The organism is Halomonas sp. ISL-56 (genome assembly GCF_018612805.1).
Classification (GTDB): Bacteria; Pseudomonadota; Gammaproteobacteria; order Pseudomonadales; family Halomonadaceae; genus Vreelandella.
The window spans coordinates 126,942-146,133 of record NZ_JAGGRO010000022.1; the positions used below are offsets into that span (position 1 = coordinate 126,942).

The window sequence follows — 19,192 nt, forward strand, 5'->3', positions numbered from 1 at the left end:
AACCCGTCATTCAAGCTTGTCCTCAAACCTGTTCTTAAACCAGCCTTCAATCGAGTTGAATGAGCGGCGCTATTCGGTACTGTTCAGCAATCTCGGCATAGGCCAATTGATTAGCAGAATCGAGAGGAATGCCAAGCGCATCACGCTGCGCTCGGCAGCGCCATTCGCGATCGCCCGGGGCTAGCACTTCTGCACCCTCGGCGGCAGGCTGGGTACGCAGGTCAGCCAAGTACTCGGCTAGTCCGCGTGCGAAAGTGCCTTCATCTACAAACGCAACGGGGTTCATGGCCAGGAAAAAATGCCCAACGCCACGCGGGGTCGACATATCCGGCCCGCCCATGGGGAGAAGTTTAAAGCCGTGCTGCATACCCGATAAGGCTGAACTAAGTATCTCCACCATACCGCCCAGCCCGGCGCCCTTAAAACCAAACCCATTGCCGCCTAATGGCAACAGCGCGGCAATTTCGCTTGGGTCGCGGCTTACCTTTCCAGTGGCATCGGCAGCGACCTGATCCGGCAGCTCACGGCCAATCGCGCCGTACTGCTGTACCCGGTTCCAGGGCACCGAGCTGGTCGCCATATCCAGCAGATACGGCAGCTCTCCCGTCACCGGCGCTGCAAAGGCGATAGGGTTAGTACCGTGAAAAGGCTTGGCGCCCTCATGCAATAGCACGAAGGGGTCTGAGTTGCAGAGCGCCATTCCCAGATAACCGCGCTCAGCCGCCGCTAAGGCATAACAGCCCGCCGCCCCAAAGTGCGAAGAGTTACCCACCGCGACAGCGCCCATTCCAACCTTTTCCGCCATATCCATGGCGCGCTTCATCGCGGTATAGCCCGCCAAGTGCCCTAACCCATCGTCCGCATCCAAGAACCCCGTGGCGGCCAAACGCTGGTGAAACTGCATGTTAGGCGCACCGTTAATGCGCCCGCCTTTAAGCGCCTGTAAATAGTGGGGCAGCAGGCGTAAGCCGTGGCTGTCGGTGCCCATTCGCGAGGCCGTCACCAGAGCGCAGGTTACTGCCTCTGCAGATGCGTTGTCAGCGCCCGCAGCCGCAAGCGCGGCTTGCATAAAACGGCTAAGGTCTTCACGGGCAACGCGAAATTCTGGCGACATACCTGGCGACGCATCAGTCATGACTCACATACTCCTGATCTTAATATTAACCCGTTACCGACAGTTCTTAACGAGACAGTTCTTAAAGACAGTCCTTAAAGACAGTGCTTAAAGACAGTGCTTAAAGACAGTGCTTAACGATAAATCAGCGTGGGTAGCCACATAGAGATTGCCGGAATAAAGGTGACCAAGAGTAGGCAGATCACCAAGGGGATAAGAAACGGCATGGTGCCGCGCATGCAGCGCTCAAAGCTGACGTTGGACACCCTGGAAAGCACGTAGAGCACCATGCCCACCGGCGGAGTCAGCAAGCCAATCATCAGGTTGAGCACCATAATCACCCCGAAATGAACCGGGTCTACGCCCACTGCAACCGCCATGGGCAGCAGAACCGGGACTAAAATAGTGATCGCGGCAATGGTTTCCATAAAGCAGCCGACGATAATCAGCACAATGTTCGCCATCATCAGCACGGCGAGCTTGCTGTCGGCAAAGGGGCCCATTAAGGCTATCACGTTCTGGGTGACCTGATTACTGGTGAGGATCCAGGCGAAAATCGACGCGGAAGACACAATAAACAGAATAACCGCAGTGGTCTCAATGGTATCCATGCTGACTTTGAGCAGCTTGCGCCAGGTTAGCGTCCGATAAACCACCACACCCAGTAGCAGCGCATAGAACACCGCAGCCACTGCCGCCTCGGTGGGTGTAAAGGCACCGCTAATAATACCGCCAACGATAATGACCGGGGTTAGTAGCGATAAGAACGCCCGCTTAAAGGTATGACCGAGCACCCGCATCGAGAACACCGCATCGCGCTGATAGCCCCGCCGACGGGAGATAACAAAGATCATCAGCATCAGCATGGCGCCCATCAGCAGCCCGGGAATCAATCCCGCAGCAAACAGCTGGCCCACCGAGGCAGAGGCCATCACGCCGTAAATCACCATCGGCAGGCTCGGCGGTATAATCGGCCCGATTGTCGAGGAAGCAGCGGTAATGCCCACCGCGAACTCCTCATCATAACCGGCGTCTTTCATGGCTTTGACTTCGATCATGCCAAGGCCACCGGCATCCGCCACCGCCGCCCCGGACATCCCGGAAAATACGATGCTGGCCCCGACGTTAACGTGCCCTAGCCCGCCGCGCATCCAGCCCATTAAGGCCTTGGCGAAATTGAATATCCGCTCGGTAATCCCGCCGTTGTTCATCAAACTCCCGGCAAAGATAAAAAAGGGAATCGCCAGCAGCGGAAAGCTGTCGATGCCATTAATCATACGGTGAGCCACGACAATATTGGGCACTTGTCCGGTGATCAGCACAAACATTAAACAGGAGCCCGCCAGACTAATAGCGATGGGCACGCCGAGGACTAGCATGGTAAACAGCGCGAAAAACAGAAAAGCGAGATGGTAGCCCATCAGCGGCAAGATCACGCAGCCAAGCACCGCAAGGGCCGCCAACAGCGGCGACACGAGCGGCGTTTGCCAGCGCATCACAGTTAATCGAGACATAGCAGGCCTCTTAATAAAAATGGCGGGGTGAAAAGCACTCTTTAAACATCATCGTTGCGGTGTTGATACTTGAGATAGAGCCGTTGAACGGTTCGCATCGCCATCAATACAAACGCCGCGCATACCGTGAAATAGATAATGCTTTTGGGCAGATCAATAGACACCATCAAACTGCTAGTACGCGATGCCAGTTGATAGGTCACCCATGCCATCGCTATATAGAAGGTAAGGCTTATGAGGTTTACTAAACGTTCCAGCAAAAGCGCTTGCCACGCAGGCATGTAGTGGTAGAAGAACTCCACCATAATATGGCTACCGTTGCGGGCGGCCATGACACTGCCCATAAACCCCACCCCAATCAGCAGGTAGCGGGCGATCTCTTCCGTCCAGCCGATCGAGTCACCCATTACATAGCGACTAAAGAACTGGGCAAATACCACTAAAATCAGCGCCCAGAACAGTATCAGAGTCGCCAAATCTTCAATCCGGTAATCACTCAGCCTGAACGGGGTATCGTCAAAGGCGGATTCAAAATCGACCCTTGGATCGACGGCAGGCGGGGCGTCTTCTCGTGTGTCATTCATGGCACAACACTCCAAACACTCCGCTCAAAGGAGCGGAGTGTTATCAAAGGGTTGGATTATTGGCCGATAGCCTGGAGACGTTCGTAGGTTTCCTCATCCCAGGTGGCTGCATCGCCGTTATGGGCGGGCACTACGGCTTCACGAAAGGCGGCGCGATCCACTTCGTTAATGGTATTGCCCTGCTCCTCAAACCAGGCCACCAGCTCCTCTTCAGCCTGCTGGATATCCTTAGTGTTGTTCTCGGCAGCCTCTTGGAAAACCTCGCGGAATATTTCACGATCCTCTTCAGAAAGTTGGTTCCAGCGTGGCCCACCCACAATAGTGATTAACGAATCGGTAATGTGGCCGGTCAGGTTGATGTAGTCCTGCACCTCATGGAATGCCTTGGCACGAATGGTCGGTAGCGGGTTTTCCTGGGCGTCCACTACGCCTTGCTGAAGCGCCAGATAGACCTCGTCAAAGGCGATGGGAGTGGGGTTAGCGTCCACGGCACGGGGCATCATCATGTACATCGGGGCGTTGGGTACCCGTATTTTCAGGCCCTGCATATCCGCTGGTTCATTGATGGGAATATTCGAGGTCACATGACGCTCGCCGTAATAGTTGAGCGCCAGCGGCACATTGCCGGTTTGATCCTGGTACCCCTGAGCGATCTCTTGGAACAGGTCACTATCGGCGTATGCCTGCCAGTGATCAAAGTCTCGGAACATATAGGCAGCGCCGGCAATGCCGATGGGGCCGTACGCTCGGCCAGCAAACTGAGAGCCGGTATAAATAACGTCCACCGTGCCGAGTTCAAGCCCTTCGTTAATATCTTCCTCTTTGCCTAACGAAGAGGCGGGATGCACCTGCATGGTATAGCGCCCTTCGGTACGCTCTTCGATCTCATCGGCGGCCCATAGCGCCCATTTATGGAACGGTTCAGATGTTTCATAAACATGGGCAAAACGGAGATTTTCAGCGGCTTGAACGGCACCGGTAAAGCCAATGCCCGCGGCGATCAGCGTGGCGGTTAGCAGGCGGGACATACGGAGATGCTGCTGGCTTTTGTGACTCATCGTCTACTCCTCACAACCATTAGATTTGTTGTTGGTTATTGTGATGTGCTGCTGTTTATTGTGATTTATTGGTTATTATTTAATCGGCGACAATCAACGTAACTGACCATAGTGCTGTATACGTATCATACCACCAGCTTCAAACCTAGTTGGTCGCCTGCAATCGCGCAACTATCCAGATAACAATTTTAGTCATACCGGTGGTGACGCCAGCCGCTGACTGAGTTGCCGGTGTAAGCGTACCAGCAGCTGCTGTTCACCAAAGCCGCCTGCCTTGGTCATCACTCTACGAGCGAGATTTCCATCCATGTAACCCAACGCCACGCCCGGCGACCACTCCGTCTCAACGGAGATATAACTCGCACCCAACTGAGTGAGCACGGCCATGGCGACATCACCGCCGGTTAAAAACAGCAGGCTATCAACTGCGTCCTGCTTTGAGGCAATACTCGCTACCTGGACAGCCATCGCTTTGGCTACCTCGCTCGCCGTGAGAACACCCTCCTTGCAACCTGGCACTACCACACACGAGTGAAGAGCTTGGGCTGTATAGGAAGCATCACCGGGTTCTTGGCACGCGTTTATAACGGCTAAATCGGGCCACTGTTTGCACAGTTGGTCGAGCTGTTCGCCTGCACGAGGGCTTCTAGACCCCACAGCATATAGCACCGAAACAACCTGATGCAGAGCGCTAAAATGCGTTTTTGTAGGCCCAAAACAGTATTGGGCTAGCGCCGTTGCCAATCCTGCAGCGCCTGCCAGGGCCCGCTTGTCGTCAGCGGCCATTATTAGGCTGTAAAGGACTGAGAGGTCTTCGTCGCTCTCGCTATCAGCGATGCCGTCCGCACTGGGAAAAGGCGTTTCTTGTCCAGGCCGATAGCGCTGAAGCGGCAGGCCGCTGGCGGCAAACGCTTGATCAAGCGGGCCAACCAGCGGCGCCGAGCGCGCATCCTGCTGATAGGCCGTGTCGGCAAGAGGAATCCCCTCTACCCACACCTGGGCATCGCGTACTGTTCGCCCCTGCGCTGGAACGGCAGGCGCCAGCAGCAAAGGAATTCCAAGCGCTTCTCTCACTGCTGAACACTCTGCAACCACCTGCCCCCGCATGGTCGAGTCGACCTTTTTAAACCACTGTTCTGGGGTAGCACGCGTTAATAATCGAACCGCCTCACTCACCCGCAACGCTGCTTGCTCAGCTGGTAAGTGACGGGATTCGGTGTTCACAGCGATAACGTCTGGCCATTGATCTTGCCACGCTTCCAGCGTCGCCGCTAACGCCTCCAGGCTGATTACCACGCGAGAGTCCGCACCCCGAGCGGCAAACGGTGCCGCGGTGTCCAGCGCCCCGGATAGATCGTCGGCAATGATCGCCAATCGGCAGCCGCTCATGCTTTAGCGCCACTGGCTAGCCGCCGGGCATAGGCAATCGCCGAGCCCATATTGGTGGCATCAGCTTTTCCCTGCCAAGCAATGTCGAAGGCGGTGCCGTGATCTACCGAGGTGCGCTGAAGCGGCAAACCTAGGCTGACGTTCACCGTGGTATCAAAAGCGATCAGCTTGACGGGGATATGCCCTTGGTCGTGATACTGGGCAATGACCAGGTCGAACTCGCCTTTAGAGGCACGATAAAACACCGTATCCGCGGAGATCGGCCCGCTCACATCAAAGCCGCGCTCGCGCAAGCGCGCCACCGCAGGGGCAATACAGCGGCTGTCTTCATCGCCGAAGATACCCCCTTCGCCGCAGTGGGGGTTGAGTCCGGCCACGGCGATACGTGGAGCACGCATGCCCAGCGCTACCAAGTGCGCCTGCCCCGCCTCGACGGTGGCGATGATGCGCTCGGGGGTGACACGGTCAATCGCGTCCCGCAGCGACACATGAGTGGAGACATGCAGCGTCGAGAGCGACTCTGATGCCAGCAGCATAAATGACGAAGGCGCACCGGTTAGCGAGGCCAACATGCCAGTGTGGCCATCGTAAAAGTGCCCCGCTTCGTGCAGCGCTGCCTTGTTCAGTGGTGCTGTCACGATCACCTGCACTCGACCCGCCTGCACCAGCTCAACCGCTTTCTGGACACAGCGAAACGCCATATCGCCAGCACCGGCACTGATTTGGCCATCGGGAATCTCTGCTCCTTCAGGCACCTCGACCCCCCCAACGGCCACACTGTCCTGACCGCTCTCTATCTGCTCCAGCGGCACAAAGTCGAGTTCAACCCCGACGCTGGCTGCCGCACGACGAAAAATAACCGGGTCACCGATCACCATGGCCGTGGCGCGTTCGGCGGAGGACATCGCGCTCAACGCACGACAAATGATCTCCGGGCCGATCCCTGCAGGGTCGCCCATGGTGATAGCGATTTCATAACGCTGCTTAGATGCATAATCGGTCGCTGTAGTCTTCATGGCATTAGCTGCCCGCCGTTGACCTCAATAATCTGGCCTGTGACATAGCCGCTTAATGTGTCGGTTCCCAAAAATAGATAGGCGCCCACGCACTCTTCCGCGGTTCCCAAACGCCCCATGGGTATTGAGGCCCGGGCTGCGGACAAATGCCCTTCGCTGGAGTGGCGCTCATGAAAATCGGTTGCGATGGTGCCAGGAGCGACAGCGTTAACGCGGATATTATCCCCGGCCAGCTCTTTGGCCATATTGCGCGTAATGGTACTCACAAAGCCTTTTGCTGAAGCATATAGTCCCCCGCCACTCCCACCGCCGTTGCGCGCGGCAATCGAGGTGGTATGAATAATATTCCCGCCCCCAGCGCGGCGAAAATGTGGCAGTGCCGCACGGCTGGCCATCAGCACCGAGCGCACGTTGAGATCCATGACTCGTTCATACTGGTCATCGTCCATCTCTTCCAAGCCAACACGGCCCAGCATATCGCCAGCGTTGTTAATCAGTAGGTCTAAACCGCCCAGACGCTCGGCGGCCTCGTCGACGAGTTTTTGGGTTTCACTGCTGTGGCTAACATCCGCTTTAAGGGTAAAGGCATCTCCACCGGCATCGCGAATAGCCTGGGCCACCGCTTCGGCGGGCCCTTCACTACTGTGATAGTGCACCGCCACGTGAGCCCCTAACGCCCCAAACTGTTTAGCAACCGCGGCGCCGATTCCTCGGCTGGCACCCGTGATTAATACTCGCTTGCCCTTCCACTCGTCTAACATGAAATTCTCCTTAACGCTTTTTACTTTTATTGTTGAATGCCGTGCTTAGCGAAATTGTATTCATCTAGACAGATTTACCTATCGACCCGAAATGGAGCGGTGCGCTAGAGTAGGGCATGAACTGGCATACCTGTCATACAACACGACATCCATAACAGGATAGGCGATGGCGCACCAACCGCCAGTCGCACAGCATTTTTAAAGACGCATTTATGACTGTTCCATTATTACTGTTCCACTATTACTACAGGAGGCACGCATGAACCCACTTTCCGTGACCGACGCCGTTCCCAATGACCTGGACAAAGCGCTGCTGGTTGGCCGCGTATGTCTGGATGGCCCGACACTGGTGACCGTGCAAGATGGTCAAGTCATCGATATCACCGAATTTGGCCCGACCATGGCCGACCTGCTTGAACGCGACGACCTGCTGGAGGTAGTAAAGCGTGCAAAAGGTCAATCGTTAGGCAGTTTGGAGACGCTACTAGCGAACTCCCAGGCATCGCCGGCGCAAGCACCCTACCTGCTCGCACCTTGCGATGTGCAGGCGGTTAAAGCGTGCGGTGTCACTTTTGCGGTCAGCCTGATGGAGCGAGTGATTGAAGAGCAGGCGGGCGGCGATCCCACCCGTGCTGACGAGTTGCGTGACGACTTACAGGCGCTGATCGGCAGCGACCTTTCCAAGATTAAGCCGGGCTCTGAAGAGGCGATGGCACTTAAAAAAGCGCTTCAAGCCCGCGGAGGCTGGTCGCAATATATGGAAGTCGGCATCGGCCCCGATGCCGAAGTGTTTACCAAAGCGCAGCCGCTCTCCTCGGTGGGTTTTGGCACCCCGGTGGGGCTGCACCCTTCATCGCAATGGAATAACCCCGAGCCGGAAATTGTCCTGGCGGTGGACAGCCGCGGCCAGGTGCGCGGCGCAACTCTGGGCAACGACGTCAATCTGCGAGACGTTGAGGGCCGTAGTGCGCTGCTGCTCGGTAAGGCGAAAGACAACAACGCCTCCTGCTCCATTGGCCCCTTCATTCGTCTATTCGATGACCACTTTGATATCGACAGCGTGCGCAACTGCCAGGTATCGCTGCGCATTGAGGGCGAAGACGACGACTTCCTGCTCCAGGGTGAGAGCGATATGCGCGAAATCAGCCGCGACCCGCTGGATCTGGTCAGCCAAACCATCGGTGCTCACCATCAATACCCGGATGGCTTTATGCTGTTTCTCGGCACCATGTTCTCGCCGATTCAAGACCGCGACGGTAAAGGTCAGGGCTTCACGCATCATATGAATGACCGAGTCACCATTGCCACCCCGGCTTTAGGCGCCTTGGTCAACAAAGTCGGCAGAAGCGACCAACTACCGCCCTGGACCTACGGCATTCGCGAGCTGATGCGCCACTTAGCACGCCGTTAATACTGCTCCTTTCAATCAATACACCACCCACCTCAACGCCAAGGAGAGCACAATGACAACCATTACCCGCGTCGAGATTCAGGATATCCGCTTTCCCACTTCACGCTCGCTGGATGGCTCCGATGCCATGAACGCCGCGCCGGACTACTCCGCCGCTTACGTCATCCTGCATACCGATGACGGCAGCCCCGAGGGGCACGGGTTAACCTTCACCATTGGCCGCGGCAACGAGATCGTGGTGACCGCCTTGCAGTCACTGTCACCGCTGATTGAAGGGCGAACACTTGCGTCGATTACCGACAACATGGGTACGTTTTGGCGGGAGATCACTGGCGACAGCCAACTACGCTGGATTGGCCCCGATAAAGGTGCGATTCATCTCGCCACTGCCGCCATCGTCAACGCCGTGTGGGATATGTGGGCGAAAAATGAGGGCAAGCCGGTGTGGAAACTGCTGGTGGATATGACGCCCGAACAGCTGGTGCGCTGTCTCGACTTCCGCTTTGTCACCGATGCGCTAACGCCCGAAGAAGCCATCTGCTTGCTGCGCCGCCAGGCCCCTGGAAAAGCGGCCCGTGAAGCCGAAATGCGCGGCGATGGCTACCCCGCCTACACCACCTCGGCGGGCTGGCTGGGCTACAGCGACGATAAAGTACGCGGCTTGGCACGGGAAGCGCTGGCGGAAGGCTGGACCCACTTTAAGCAGAAGATTGGCGGTGATACCGAAGAGGATGCCCGCCGCGCAGCGCTGCTGCGCGAGGAGATCGGCTGGGACAACGTGCTAATGATGGACGCCAACCAGGTGTGGGAAGTCGACGAAACGGTCACCAAAATGCGCCGCCTGGCCGAGTTTGACCCGCTGTGGATCGAAGAGCCCACCAGCCCTGACGATATTCTCGGCCATGCCGAGATCCGCCATCGCGTCGCGCCAATTGGTGTTGCCACCGGCGAACACTGCCATAACAAAGTGATGTTTAAGCAGTTCTTCCAGGCCGACGCCATCGACTACTGCCAGCTTGATGCGGCGCGCCTGGGTGGGCTCAACGAAGTCATTCTAGTAGTGTTAATGGCCGCTAAATTCGGCGTACCGATTTGCCCTCACGGCGGTGGCGTTGGGCTTTGCGAATATACCCAACATATCTCACTGTTCGACTACATCGCGGTGTCCGGCAGCCTAGAGGGCCGCGTGCTTGAGTACGTGGACCATCTCCACGAGCACTTTATCGACCCGGTGGTCATCAACCGGGGCCGCTACCAAGTACCCGAAGCGCCGGGTTACAGTGTTGCCATGTATGCAGAGTCCCAAGCACAGCACCGCTTTCCGGAAGGGGCGGCCTGGCAGGAAGAGCGTTAATGACGGACACCACACCCTTTTTAGATGACCTAACCCGCCTGCTTGGCGAGCGGGGTCTGCTGCGTGAGCCGGACGCCATGGCCCGTTATGTCAGCGACTGGGCGGGCGATACCCTGGGCATGCCGCTAGCCGTGGCGCGCCCAGCCAATACTTTGGAAGTCGCCGAAGTAGTGAAGCGCTGCTATGAGAAGGGCGTCGTTATGACGCCCCAAGGTGGCCATAGCGGTTTGGTGGCAGGCGCCTTGCCTGCTGCCAACGGTCAGGAGCTGGTGATCAGTCTGGAGCGCTTAAACAGCGTGCGCGCCATAGACCCGGTTAACTTCACCATCACGGTAGACGCGGGCTGCATTCTTGAGAACGTTAAGCTAGCGGCGGCTGAGCATGACTGCGACTTCCCGCTATCACTAGGTGCCCAAGGCAGTTGTCAGATTGGCGGCAATATCGCCACCAACGCAGGCGGGCTTAACGTGCTGCGCTACGGCATGATGCGCGAGCTGGTGCTGGGGCTTGAGGTGGTACTTCCCGACGGGCGAGTCTGGGAGAGCCTGAACGCGCTGCATAAGGACAACCGCGGCTACGACCTTCAGCAACTGTTACTAGGCAGTGAAGGTACTCTGGGCATTGTGACCGGCGCGGTACTCAAACTTTCACCGCGCCCAACCCAAAACCGTACCGCGCTGCTTGGCCTGCCCTCTGTTCAGGCAGTGATTGATCTGTACGGTTTGGCGCGACGCGACTGCTGCGATCTGTTGACCGCTTTCGAGCTGATCCCCCGCCGCTGTATTGAGCTGGCCATTGAAGCAACGCCTGAGCTACGCGACCCGATGGAGAGTGCTTACCCCTGGTATGTGCTAATGGAAGTCGCGGCCACCGGGCCGGTAGATCTAGGTTCGATGCTGGAGCAACTGTTGGAAACTGGCATGGAGCGCGAGCTGGTGCTGGATGGCGCGCTGGCCTCCAGCGACACCCAATCCGCCCAGCTGTGGCAGTTCCGCGAAAGTATGCTGGAAGGCCAGCGGCGGCGCGGCGAGCATCTGCGTACTGATATCTCGGTGCCTATCTCAGCAATTCCCGACTTCGTCACCCGTGCCAGCGAGGTTGTGATGGCCGCCTCCCCCGAGTGCGAAATCATTGCCTACGGCCATGTAGGCGACGGCAACCTGCACTTCAATATTCTACCGCCATCAGCAATGGCTAACGCAGATAAGAAAGCCCATCTGCATGGCTTGGAGGAACAGCTGTTTGGGGTGCTTGATGATTTTCACGGTAGCATCAGCGCTGAACACGGTATTGGCCGCACCAAGCAAGCGGCTTACTTAGCGCGGTTATCGCCACTTGAGCGGGAATTGATCAGCGGCGTTAAAGCACTGTTTGACCCTAAAGGGCTGATGAATCCAGGAAGGATTTTGCCTGCTGGGGAGTAATCCCCTGCTTGGTTAGTCACTATTTTGGTTAAAGCGTGTTTTTAAAACGCTCTGCCAGCCCGCGCAACGCATTAGCATAAAGCAGCGCATCAATCCCTACACCCACGAAGGTACAGCCCGCTGCTAAATAGCCGCGGGCTGCCTGCTCATCCACCGTGACGATACCCGCCGCCTTGCCTGCGGCACGAATTTTGGTGATAGCATCGCTAATTGCCGCGGTTACTTCCGGGTGGCTGGCGTTGCCAAGGTGCCCCATCGATGCCGACAAATCCGCCGGGCCAATAAATACCCCATCGACACCTTCTACCGCCGCAATCACCTCCAGATTGGCAAGTGCCTGGGGGCTTTCCACCTGCAGCATGAGGCAAATCTCGTCATCGGCACGGGAGAGGTAATCGTCTACCTGCCCCCAGCGCGAGGCCCGCGCCAGCACATGTCCCACCCCGCGGGTGCCCCGGGGCGGGTAGCGCGTGGCCGCCACCAGCTCGGCGGCTTGTTCGGCGGTTTCCACCATCGGTATTAGCAGGTTCTGCACACCAATATCCAGGTAGCGTTTGATCATCACCGCATCGCCGGTGGGCGGCCGCACTACCGGGTGACTTGCATAGGGAGCCAACGCCTGCAGCTGAGTGAGCAGACTAGACACGTCATTGGGGGCATGTTCGGCGTCAAGCAGCAGCCAGTCAAAGCCAGCGGTCGCCGCGATCTCAGCCGAATAAGCACTCGCCAACCCAAGCCAAATCCCCGTTTGCGGATGGCCCGCCAGCAGCTGCTTTTTAAAAGTGTTTTGCGGCATTTTCATCCAGCGGCTCCCTTCTCCACTAATAACCCATCACGTCTGGCAGCCAAGTGGCCAGCCCCGGCACGGCGATCAGCAACAAAATGGTAGCAATAATTGGCATCAGGAACGGCATGATCGCCGTCACGACCTGGCCGTAGCGCAGCCGGGTAATGCCTACCATCAAAAACAGCACGGTGCCAAAGGGCGGCGTAATCACCCCCACCGAGAGCGTGATCACCATCACGATGCCAAAGTGAACGGGGTCTAATCCGGCACTTAGCGCAGCAGGCACCACAATCGGGGTGAAAATCAGGATGCTTTCGATCACCGACATAAAGCAGCCGATTAACAGGAAGAACAGCGCAAAGCAGAGCAGCAGTGCAAACATGGGCATATCGATGCTAGCCACCTGGCCCGCCAACGCTTGGGGAATGCCCATGCGCACCAGAATCCAGCCGTAAAAGCTGGAGACCGCAATAATCAGCAGGATCACCGCACTGAACATCAGGGTGCGGCGGAAGGCGCTGTAGAGATCTCGCCAGTTCAAATCCCGATAGATCAGCCCACCCAGAATGACCGCGTAGAGCGAGGCAATCGCACCGGCTTCAGTCGGCGTGAAAAAGCCGCCCCAAATACCGCCAACAATAATCGCAGGCATCATCAACGGCAGGATGGCGCGCTTACCGGTACGGGCGACTTCACAGGCATCAAAGGGCGTGGGTTTGGGCATCACCACCCTGCCAGTGGTGGCCAGCAGTACGGTCATACCCATTAGCAGCAGCGCCATCAAAATACCCGGCAGCAGCCCCGCCATAAACAGCCCGCCAATACTCACATTGGCCAGCCAGCCGTAAACGACCAAGGCGATGCTGGGCGGCAGAATCGGCCCGATAACGCTGGAAGCAGCGGTAATGCCGGTAGAGTAATCCAGCGCGTAACCACGCTCTTTCATGGCCTTGATTTCAATGCTACCCAGCCCCGCCGCATCGGCCACCGCAGTGCCCGACATGGTGGCAAAGATGGAGCTGGCCACTACGTTAGCGTGACCAAGACCGCCCTTGGTAAAGCCCACCAAGGCGGTGGCAAAGTCAAAAATCCGCGTGGTCGTCGAGCCGATATTCATAATATTGGCGGCCAGAATAAACAGCGGAATCGCCAACAGGGTAAAGTTATTGAGCGTTTGCACCATACGTAGCGGCAAAAGCTCGACAGGCAAGCCGCCAGTCCCGGTAAATACCAAGGCGATAAACGAGGTGACGCCAATAGCGACGACCACCGGCAAGCCAATCGCCATTAGCACTAACAGGCCGCCGACAAAAATCAGTAGTTCGGTCATGGCTGCGAGGCCTCCTGTTCATGGGAGGTTTCCAACCACACCACCGGGCCGCGCAGGGTTTGCCACAGGGCAATCAGTGCCATGCCCGCGAAACTGAAGAAAACACCATAGTAGAGATAGCTAAAACTGATACTTAACGAGACGGTTTTATTGTTGGCACTCATATCCGACATTATCCACGAGCCCCAGGCAGCGAGCAGGAAAAAACCGCAGGAAATCAGCGCAGTGAGCCGATACTGGATATTTTTACCCAGCCCTGACAGCTTGTGGCTGAACAGATCCACCACCAAGTGCTCGCTGCGTACCCACGCCGACAACGAGCCAAAGCCAATCGCGTAAATTGCCAGCATGGACGCCACCTCTTCCGTCCAGGGCATCCCCAGCCCCAACAGGTCGCGGGCAATAACCGCCGCCACGATCAGGAACAGAATGGCCGCCATTAACGCAACGCCAATCCCATCGCACAGGCGGGTGACGCCGCGCAGCGCATAGAAAGCAATTCGATCCGGCCCGTTATTGGGCGCTACCGCGTCTTCCACAGCAGAACTCCTTACCCTGACGTCTTTTTTTATCGGTTATGAAAACTTACTTGTCTTGAAAATTAACTTGTCATGAAAAACCGCGACTGCCCTGGGGCACGCCGCGGTTTCTGCCCAAGGGGTGTTACTCGCTCTGGTTACCCAGCGCATCTTCACGAACACCCTCGGCCATGTCGGCCATTACACGATCAATCGCCGGTAACGCCGCTTCGCGGAAAGGAGCAACATCCGGCTCAATAACGGTCATGCCTTCTTCCTGAAGGGCTTCCAGATAGAATTCGTCAAGTTCGCGCTCGCGCTCTGACCCGTACTGACGGGCCACCTCAATGGCTTCTTCGATCAGCGCTTGATCTTCCTCTTCTAAGCCATCCCACCATCGCGAACTGGCCACCCAGCTCCACGGGAACTGCACGTGGCTGGTCATAATCAGGTAGTCCTGCACTTCCCATAGGCGACGGGTATAGGGTGAGGAGAGCGAGTTCTCGTGGCCGTCGACTTGGCCGGTCTGCATGGCGAGATAAATCTCTGGCGCAGGCACGTTGACTACCTGGGCGCCGATCTCTCCCCACACTTCCAGCCAGACCGGCAGCGAAGGCAGGCGCAGACGGAAACCCTCCAGATCAGCCGGCGAGTGTATTTCCTTGTTAGCGGTCATGTGGCGAGGCCCGCGATGCTGCAAACCAAAATACTTCAGGCCGCCCTGGTTTTCTGCTTTCTCAACCAGCGCCTGGCCGGACGGGCTCTCCATGTAGGCGTCCACTTCATCCCAGGTGGTGAACACAAAGGGAACCGTAATGGCATCATATTCAGGCGCGTACTGTTGGCGCCAGTTGCCACCGGTAATGGAGAGCTGGGTTTGGCCCAGGTTGAGCAGTTCCAGCACGGCGTTCTCACCGCCCAGAGAACCGGCTAAAAAAGGACGCACTTCGAAGCGGCCAGGCGCCTGTTCTTCTAAATACTCCGCAAAGCGCTCCACCGCAGCGCTTTCCGAACCGCCTTCGCTCATAGTGTTGTTGACTTGAATTTCGATTGGGTTAGCCAAGACGAACGGCGCCGCCGTTAGCATGCCTAGGGTAGCCAGCGTGGCAAGTAGTTGTTTCCGCATGGGAGGACTCTCTACGGTTGTCGTTATTGGGTGTGGTGCTGCTTCGATCTTGAAACAAGCCGCCAAGGGTCTCAAATCGACGTTCAAGAAGGCTGGCTTCGTCAAATACGATGGCTCGCCTCTAGCCTATAGAGTGTGTCTTCATTCTGATGATGCTGGGTGAGGTGGTCGACTAAATGCCGGGCAGTGGCCGGAAGTGTGGCGTAGCGGCGCATACCAATCACCAATTCCCGCTGGGCCCATGGGTCGCTGAGCGGAATGCTTTTCAACTGTAAATCGCCCAGATCACGGTAGATGGTTTGCTCCGGCAGTACGCCCACGCCCATACCGTGGTGAATCATCCGGCAAATGGCATCAAAGCTGCGTACCTGAATACGCATACGCAGCGCTTTACCGGCTAAGTTAGCTTGTTCATTCAATAGCGATTGCAGCGAAGCATCCTGTTGCAAGCCGATAAAATCAAACGCCAGTGCTTCGTTAAAGGCGATGCTTTCACGCCCGGCTAAGGGGTGGTCGATGGGCGTCATCAATACCAGTCGATCATGCCGGTAGGAGAGCTGCTGGAGCTCCGGTGCCGCGACATGCCCGGCAAAAATACCGATATCGGTCAGCCCATCGCGCACCGCGGTGATGATTTCACTGCTCACTCGCTCCTGGAGATCGATCTTAATCTCCGGGTAAAGGCGCGAAAAAGCGCTGAGATCCTGGGGTAGAAAGGCAATAATTGCCGAGGTGTTGGAGTGAATGCGCACATGGCCCCGCACGCCCTCACCATATTCGCTAAGCTCTGCGTTAAGGCGTTCAATATTATCCATAATACGCCGGGCATGATGCAAAAACGCCTGGCCTGCAGGCGTCAGCTCCACCCCTCGCGGGCGACGATAAAGCAGTGTAGTGCCCACCAGCGCTTCCAGGTCGCTTATACGTTTGCTCACCGCGGCAAGCGCTAAGTGTTCGCGCTCGGCCGCCGCCGTCAAACGGCCCTCATCTGCCACGGAGATAAACAGTTTAAGAGTGACAAAATCGAAGCGGCGCATACAACGGACTCCTTGAAGGCAACCTGTTTATGCTAGCGCACACCTTCGTCACCGACGAACCCTTTGTTACCGATTGCCTAATTGTCGCCCCAGGTTAGCTCACGCATGCTGGGAAACAGTGATACACCAATGATAAGAGAGCGCCTTAATGAATGCTTCCGAAGCACGCCAGCTTCCGCTACAGGGCTTAAAAGTTCTAGAGCTGGGCCAACTGATTGCGGGGCCTTTCGCCACCAAGTTACTGGGCGAATTCGGTGCCGACGTGATTAAAATCGAACCGCCCGGCACCGGTGATCCACTTCGTAAATGGCGAATGATTGAAGACGGCACCTCGCTGTGGTGGCACGTCCAGACCCGTAACAAGCGCTCGGTGGCGCTGGATTTGCGCAGCGAAGAAGGTCAAGACCTGGTGCGCCAACTCGCTGCCGAGGCCGATGTGGTGGTGGAAAACTTCCGTCCCGGCACCTTAGACAACTGGGGGCTGGGTTGGGAGGCGCTCTCCAGCCTTAACCCACGGTTGATCATGGTGCATATTTCCGGCTACGGGCAAACTGGGCCTTACCGCGACAAGCCCGGTTTTGGGGTGATTGGCGAAGCTATGGGTGGGCTGCGTTACCTCACCGGCCAGCCGGGTGAGCCGTCGGTGCGGGTGGGCGTGAGCATTGGCGACTCGCTTTCCGCGCTCTACGCGGTGATTGGCACACTACTAGCGCTTCAGGAACGTAACCGCAGCGGCCTGGGCCAAGAGATCGACGTCGCGCTGTATGAATCGGTGTTTGCGATGATGGAGAGCCTGCTGCCAGAGTTCGATGCCAGCGGCCAGGTTCGCGAACCCAGCGGCAGCGCCCTGCCCGGCATTACCCCTTCCAACGCCTACCGCTGTCAGGGCGGCGATTACGTGCTGATTGCCGGTAACGGCGACAGCATCTTCAAGCGCTTAATGGGCGTTATTGGTCGTGAAGATTTAGCCAACGACCCGGCACTAGCCCATAACGATGGGCGCAGCCAGCAAGCCGAGATGATTGATGCAGCCATTCAGGCCTGGACGGAAGAGCGCCCGCGCGATGCTATCTTGCAAGCGCTCGACGACGCTCGCGTACCCGCAGGCTATCCCTATACCGCTGAAGATATTGCCTTTGACCCTCACTACCTGGCGAGGGAAATGATTCAAACATTCACTCGCCCCAACGGTAAACCGCTCAAAGTACCCGGCGTACTGCCTAAGCTTAGCGCTACCCCTGGGCGACTCGGCGACGGCGGCCCAACGCTAGGTCAGCACACCGACGAAGTGCTTGATGAGCTGGGCATTGACCACGAAACCCGCGCCAAGCTCCGCCAAGCGGGCATTATTTAAGGAACGCATCATGAACCAGCCAGGCCCATGCCCCACTAAGATCGAGCTCAACGAAGTCGCCCCGCGGGACGGCCTGCAGATCGAGGCACGCTTTGTGCCTACGGAAGAGAAAATTCGCTGGATAGACGCACTCTCCATCACAGGCCTACGCCGCATCGAGGCGACCTCGTTCACCTCACCCAAGGCGATCCCCAATCTGCGCGATGCCGCTGACGTGGTGACCGGCATTCAGCGTCGGGAAGGCGTCGATATCACGGTGCTAGTGCCCAACGTAAAAGGCACCGAACGGGCGCTTGCCTGCCAGGTGGATGAAATCAACCTGGTGATGTCCGCCAGCAATAGCCATGGGCTGGCCAATCTGCGCATGACGCCAGAGCAATCCCTTGAGCAGTTCGCGGCGATCTTGGCAGTAACCCAGGGAAGCGGCGTGTTTATCAACGCCTCTCTGTCGACGGCCTTTGGTTGCCCCTTTGAAGGCGACGTCCCCGAGGCGCGCGTGCTGGAACTGGTTGATCAACTTATCGGCCTTGGCATTCAGGGCATCACGCTCTGCGACACCACTGGCATGGCCAACCCCGTCCAGGTTAAACAGCTGTGTGAGGCAGTGCTTGAGCGCTGGCCTGAAACGCCGTTCACGCTGCACTTCCACAACACCCGCGGGATGGGCTTGGCAAATGCACTAGCGGCGTGGCAGGCGGGCATTACCCGCTTCGATGCTTCGCTAGGCGGGCTAGGCGGCTGCCCTTTCGCTCCCGGCGCGAGCGGCAATGTGTGTACCGAGGACTTAGTACATATGTTTGACGCCATGGGCGTGGATACCGGCGTCGACTTGGACGCCCTGCTTGAGATTGCCGCCACCCTCCCCGACCTTATCGGGCACGAGGTACCGGGGCAGGTAGTCAAAGCCGGGAAATCGTCCCGGCGTTACCCAATGCCAGCGCAGTAAGCGATGTAACTTTATATCCGTCTCTTCACAATCACTCGCATTTACGCAGCCTCAGTTTTATTAACATCAATATTTACTGCACAAGCCCATCCTGATATTTTGAATGACAATCAGTCCAATTTAGACGGACTGAGTCTATTGAAGCTGGCAAGCAGTTAAGCCAGCTTCCTTCAATGGGTTTAATTAGGACGATTATACCGCCATGGAACAAGCAAAACTGGGCGACCAGGTTGCCTGCCCCTGTAACGGAGGCCCTCACCGCATCGTTAGTGCGGCCTCCACCACCTTTGTTGACGGCCTGCCCGTCGCCCGTGTTGGTGACCGCAGCTCCTGTGGTGCCACTATCGTCACCGGCCATGACTGGTACCCCATTGAAGGTGCCGCTGCAGCTATTCACGGCAGTAAGACCTCCTGCGGTGGGGTCGTTATTGCGGCCTCCACAGCAATTACCGGCCAGCCAAGGGGCGGC

18 protein-coding genes are annotated in these 19,192 nt (G+C 57.3%); 6 read left to right on the plus strand and 12 right to left on the minus strand.

The features are described 5' to 3' along the window. Positions 1–46 precede the first annotated feature (46 nt). The 7 genes from J7J49_RS19080 to J7J49_RS19110 all read right to left on the minus strand — a co-directional run bounded on the left by J7J49_RS19080 (position 47) and on the right by J7J49_RS19110 (position 7,436). Positions 47–1,135, minus strand: a complete 1,089-nt coding sequence (locus tag J7J49_RS19080; protein ID WP_215094906.1) for an Ldh family oxidoreductase — start codon at positions 1,133–1,135, stop codon at positions 47–49. Between the two features lie 113 nt (positions 1,136–1,248). Further along, positions 1,249–2,628 (minus strand): TRAP transporter large permease, encoded by a 1,380-nt coding sequence (locus J7J49_RS19085; protein WP_251048404.1) that lies wholly within the window; start codon positions 2,626–2,628, stop codon positions 1,249–1,251. 41 nt (positions 2,629–2,669) lie between these two features. Next, a complete protein-coding gene (locus J7J49_RS19090; protein ID WP_064235222.1) occupies positions 2,670–3,212 on the minus strand; it encodes a TRAP transporter small permease in 543 nt (180 codons plus the stop codon). 56 nt (positions 3,213–3,268) lie between these two features. Beyond that, complete coding sequence (locus J7J49_RS19095) at positions 3,269–4,270, minus strand: sialic acid TRAP transporter substrate-binding protein SiaP (protein ID WP_215094908.1); 1,002 nt, start codon at positions 4,268–4,270, stop codon at positions 3,269–3,271. A 192-nt stretch (positions 4,271–4,462) separates the two neighbouring features. Further along, complete coding sequence (locus J7J49_RS19100) at positions 4,463–5,659, minus strand: four-carbon acid sugar kinase family protein (RefSeq protein WP_215094910.1); 1,197 nt, start codon at positions 5,657–5,659, stop codon at positions 4,463–4,465. Next, positions 5,656–6,675 (minus strand): 4-hydroxythreonine-4-phosphate dehydrogenase PdxA, encoded by a 1,020-nt coding sequence (gene pdxA / locus J7J49_RS19105; protein WP_251048405.1) that lies wholly within the window; start codon positions 6,673–6,675, stop codon positions 5,656–5,658. Before pdxA ends, J7J49_RS19100 begins: the two co-directional genes overlap by 4 nt. Continuing rightward, a complete protein-coding gene (locus tag J7J49_RS19110) occupies positions 6,672–7,436 on the minus strand; it encodes an SDR family NAD(P)-dependent oxidoreductase (protein WP_215094912.1) in 765 nt (254 codons plus the stop codon). The genes pdxA and J7J49_RS19110 overlap by 4 nt, the downstream gene beginning before the upstream one ends. A 259-nt stretch (positions 7,437–7,695) precedes the next feature. On the opposite strand from J7J49_RS19110, the gene J7J49_RS19115 reads away from it, so the two are divergent. From J7J49_RS19115 to J7J49_RS19125, 3 genes are read left to right on the plus strand one after another with little or no spacing between them, the layout of a single operon-like run. Beyond that, entirely contained in the window at positions 7,696–8,847 is a 1,152-nt protein-coding gene (locus tag J7J49_RS19115) for a fumarylacetoacetate hydrolase family protein (RefSeq protein ID WP_215094914.1), read from the plus strand. Positions 8,848–8,899: 52 nt separating this feature from the next. Then, entirely contained in the window at positions 8,900–10,201 is a 1,302-nt protein-coding gene (locus J7J49_RS19120) for an L-fuconate dehydratase (RefSeq protein WP_215094916.1), read from the plus strand. After that, positions 10,201–11,625 (plus strand): FAD-binding oxidoreductase, encoded by a 1,425-nt coding sequence (locus J7J49_RS19125; RefSeq protein WP_215094918.1) that lies wholly within the window; start codon positions 10,201–10,203, stop codon positions 11,623–11,625. Before J7J49_RS19120 ends, J7J49_RS19125 begins: the two co-directional genes overlap by 1 nt. Positions 11,626–11,653: 28 nt before the next feature. Here J7J49_RS19125 and hpaI read toward each other — a convergent pair whose 3' ends face one another. The 5 genes from hpaI to J7J49_RS19150 all read right to left on the minus strand — a co-directional run bounded on the left by hpaI (position 11,654) and on the right by J7J49_RS19150 (position 16,423). After that, positions 11,654–12,427, minus strand: a complete 774-nt coding sequence (gene hpaI / locus J7J49_RS19130) for a 4-hydroxy-2-oxoheptanedioate aldolase (protein ID WP_215094920.1) — start codon at positions 12,425–12,427, stop codon at positions 11,654–11,656. A gap of 19 nt (positions 12,428–12,446) precedes the next feature. Then, positions 12,447–13,742: a TRAP transporter large permease gene (locus J7J49_RS19135; protein ID WP_215094922.1), complete on the minus strand. Its 1,296-nt coding sequence runs from the start codon at positions 13,740–13,742 to the stop codon at positions 12,447–12,449. Beyond that, positions 13,739–14,281, minus strand: coding sequence for a TRAP transporter small permease (locus tag J7J49_RS19140; protein WP_215094924.1), 543 nt, complete (start codon positions 14,279–14,281; stop codon positions 13,739–13,741). Before J7J49_RS19140 ends, J7J49_RS19135 begins: the two co-directional genes overlap by 4 nt. A gap of 124 nt (positions 14,282–14,405) precedes the next feature. Beyond that, positions 14,406–15,386 carry a TRAP transporter substrate-binding protein gene (locus J7J49_RS19145; RefSeq protein ID WP_064235233.1) on the minus strand — a complete coding sequence of 327 codons (981 nt, stop codon included), beginning with the start codon at positions 15,384–15,386 and terminating at the stop codon, positions 14,406–14,408. A gap of 101 nt (positions 15,387–15,487) precedes the next feature. Beyond that, positions 15,488–16,423, minus strand: coding sequence for a LysR family transcriptional regulator (locus tag J7J49_RS19150; protein WP_215094926.1), 936 nt, complete (start codon positions 16,421–16,423; stop codon positions 15,488–15,490). 148 nt (positions 16,424–16,571) lie between these two features. Between J7J49_RS19150 and J7J49_RS19155 the strand changes: the two genes are divergently transcribed. The 3 genes from J7J49_RS19155 to J7J49_RS19165 form a co-directional block, all read left to right on the plus strand. Beyond that, on the plus strand, positions 16,572–17,777 hold the full coding sequence (locus tag J7J49_RS19155; protein WP_215094928.1) for a CaiB/BaiF CoA transferase family protein: 1,206 nt from the start codon (positions 16,572–16,574) through the stop codon (positions 17,775–17,777). 10 nt (positions 17,778–17,787) lie between these two features. Then, complete coding sequence (locus J7J49_RS19160; protein ID WP_215094930.1) at positions 17,788–18,723, plus strand: hydroxymethylglutaryl-CoA lyase; 936 nt, start codon at positions 17,788–17,790, stop codon at positions 18,721–18,723. Between the two features lie 202 nt (positions 18,724–18,925). Further along, on the plus strand, positions 18,926–19,192 hold a 267-nt coding region (locus J7J49_RS19165), incomplete at its 3' end, for a PAAR domain-containing protein (protein ID WP_215094932.1).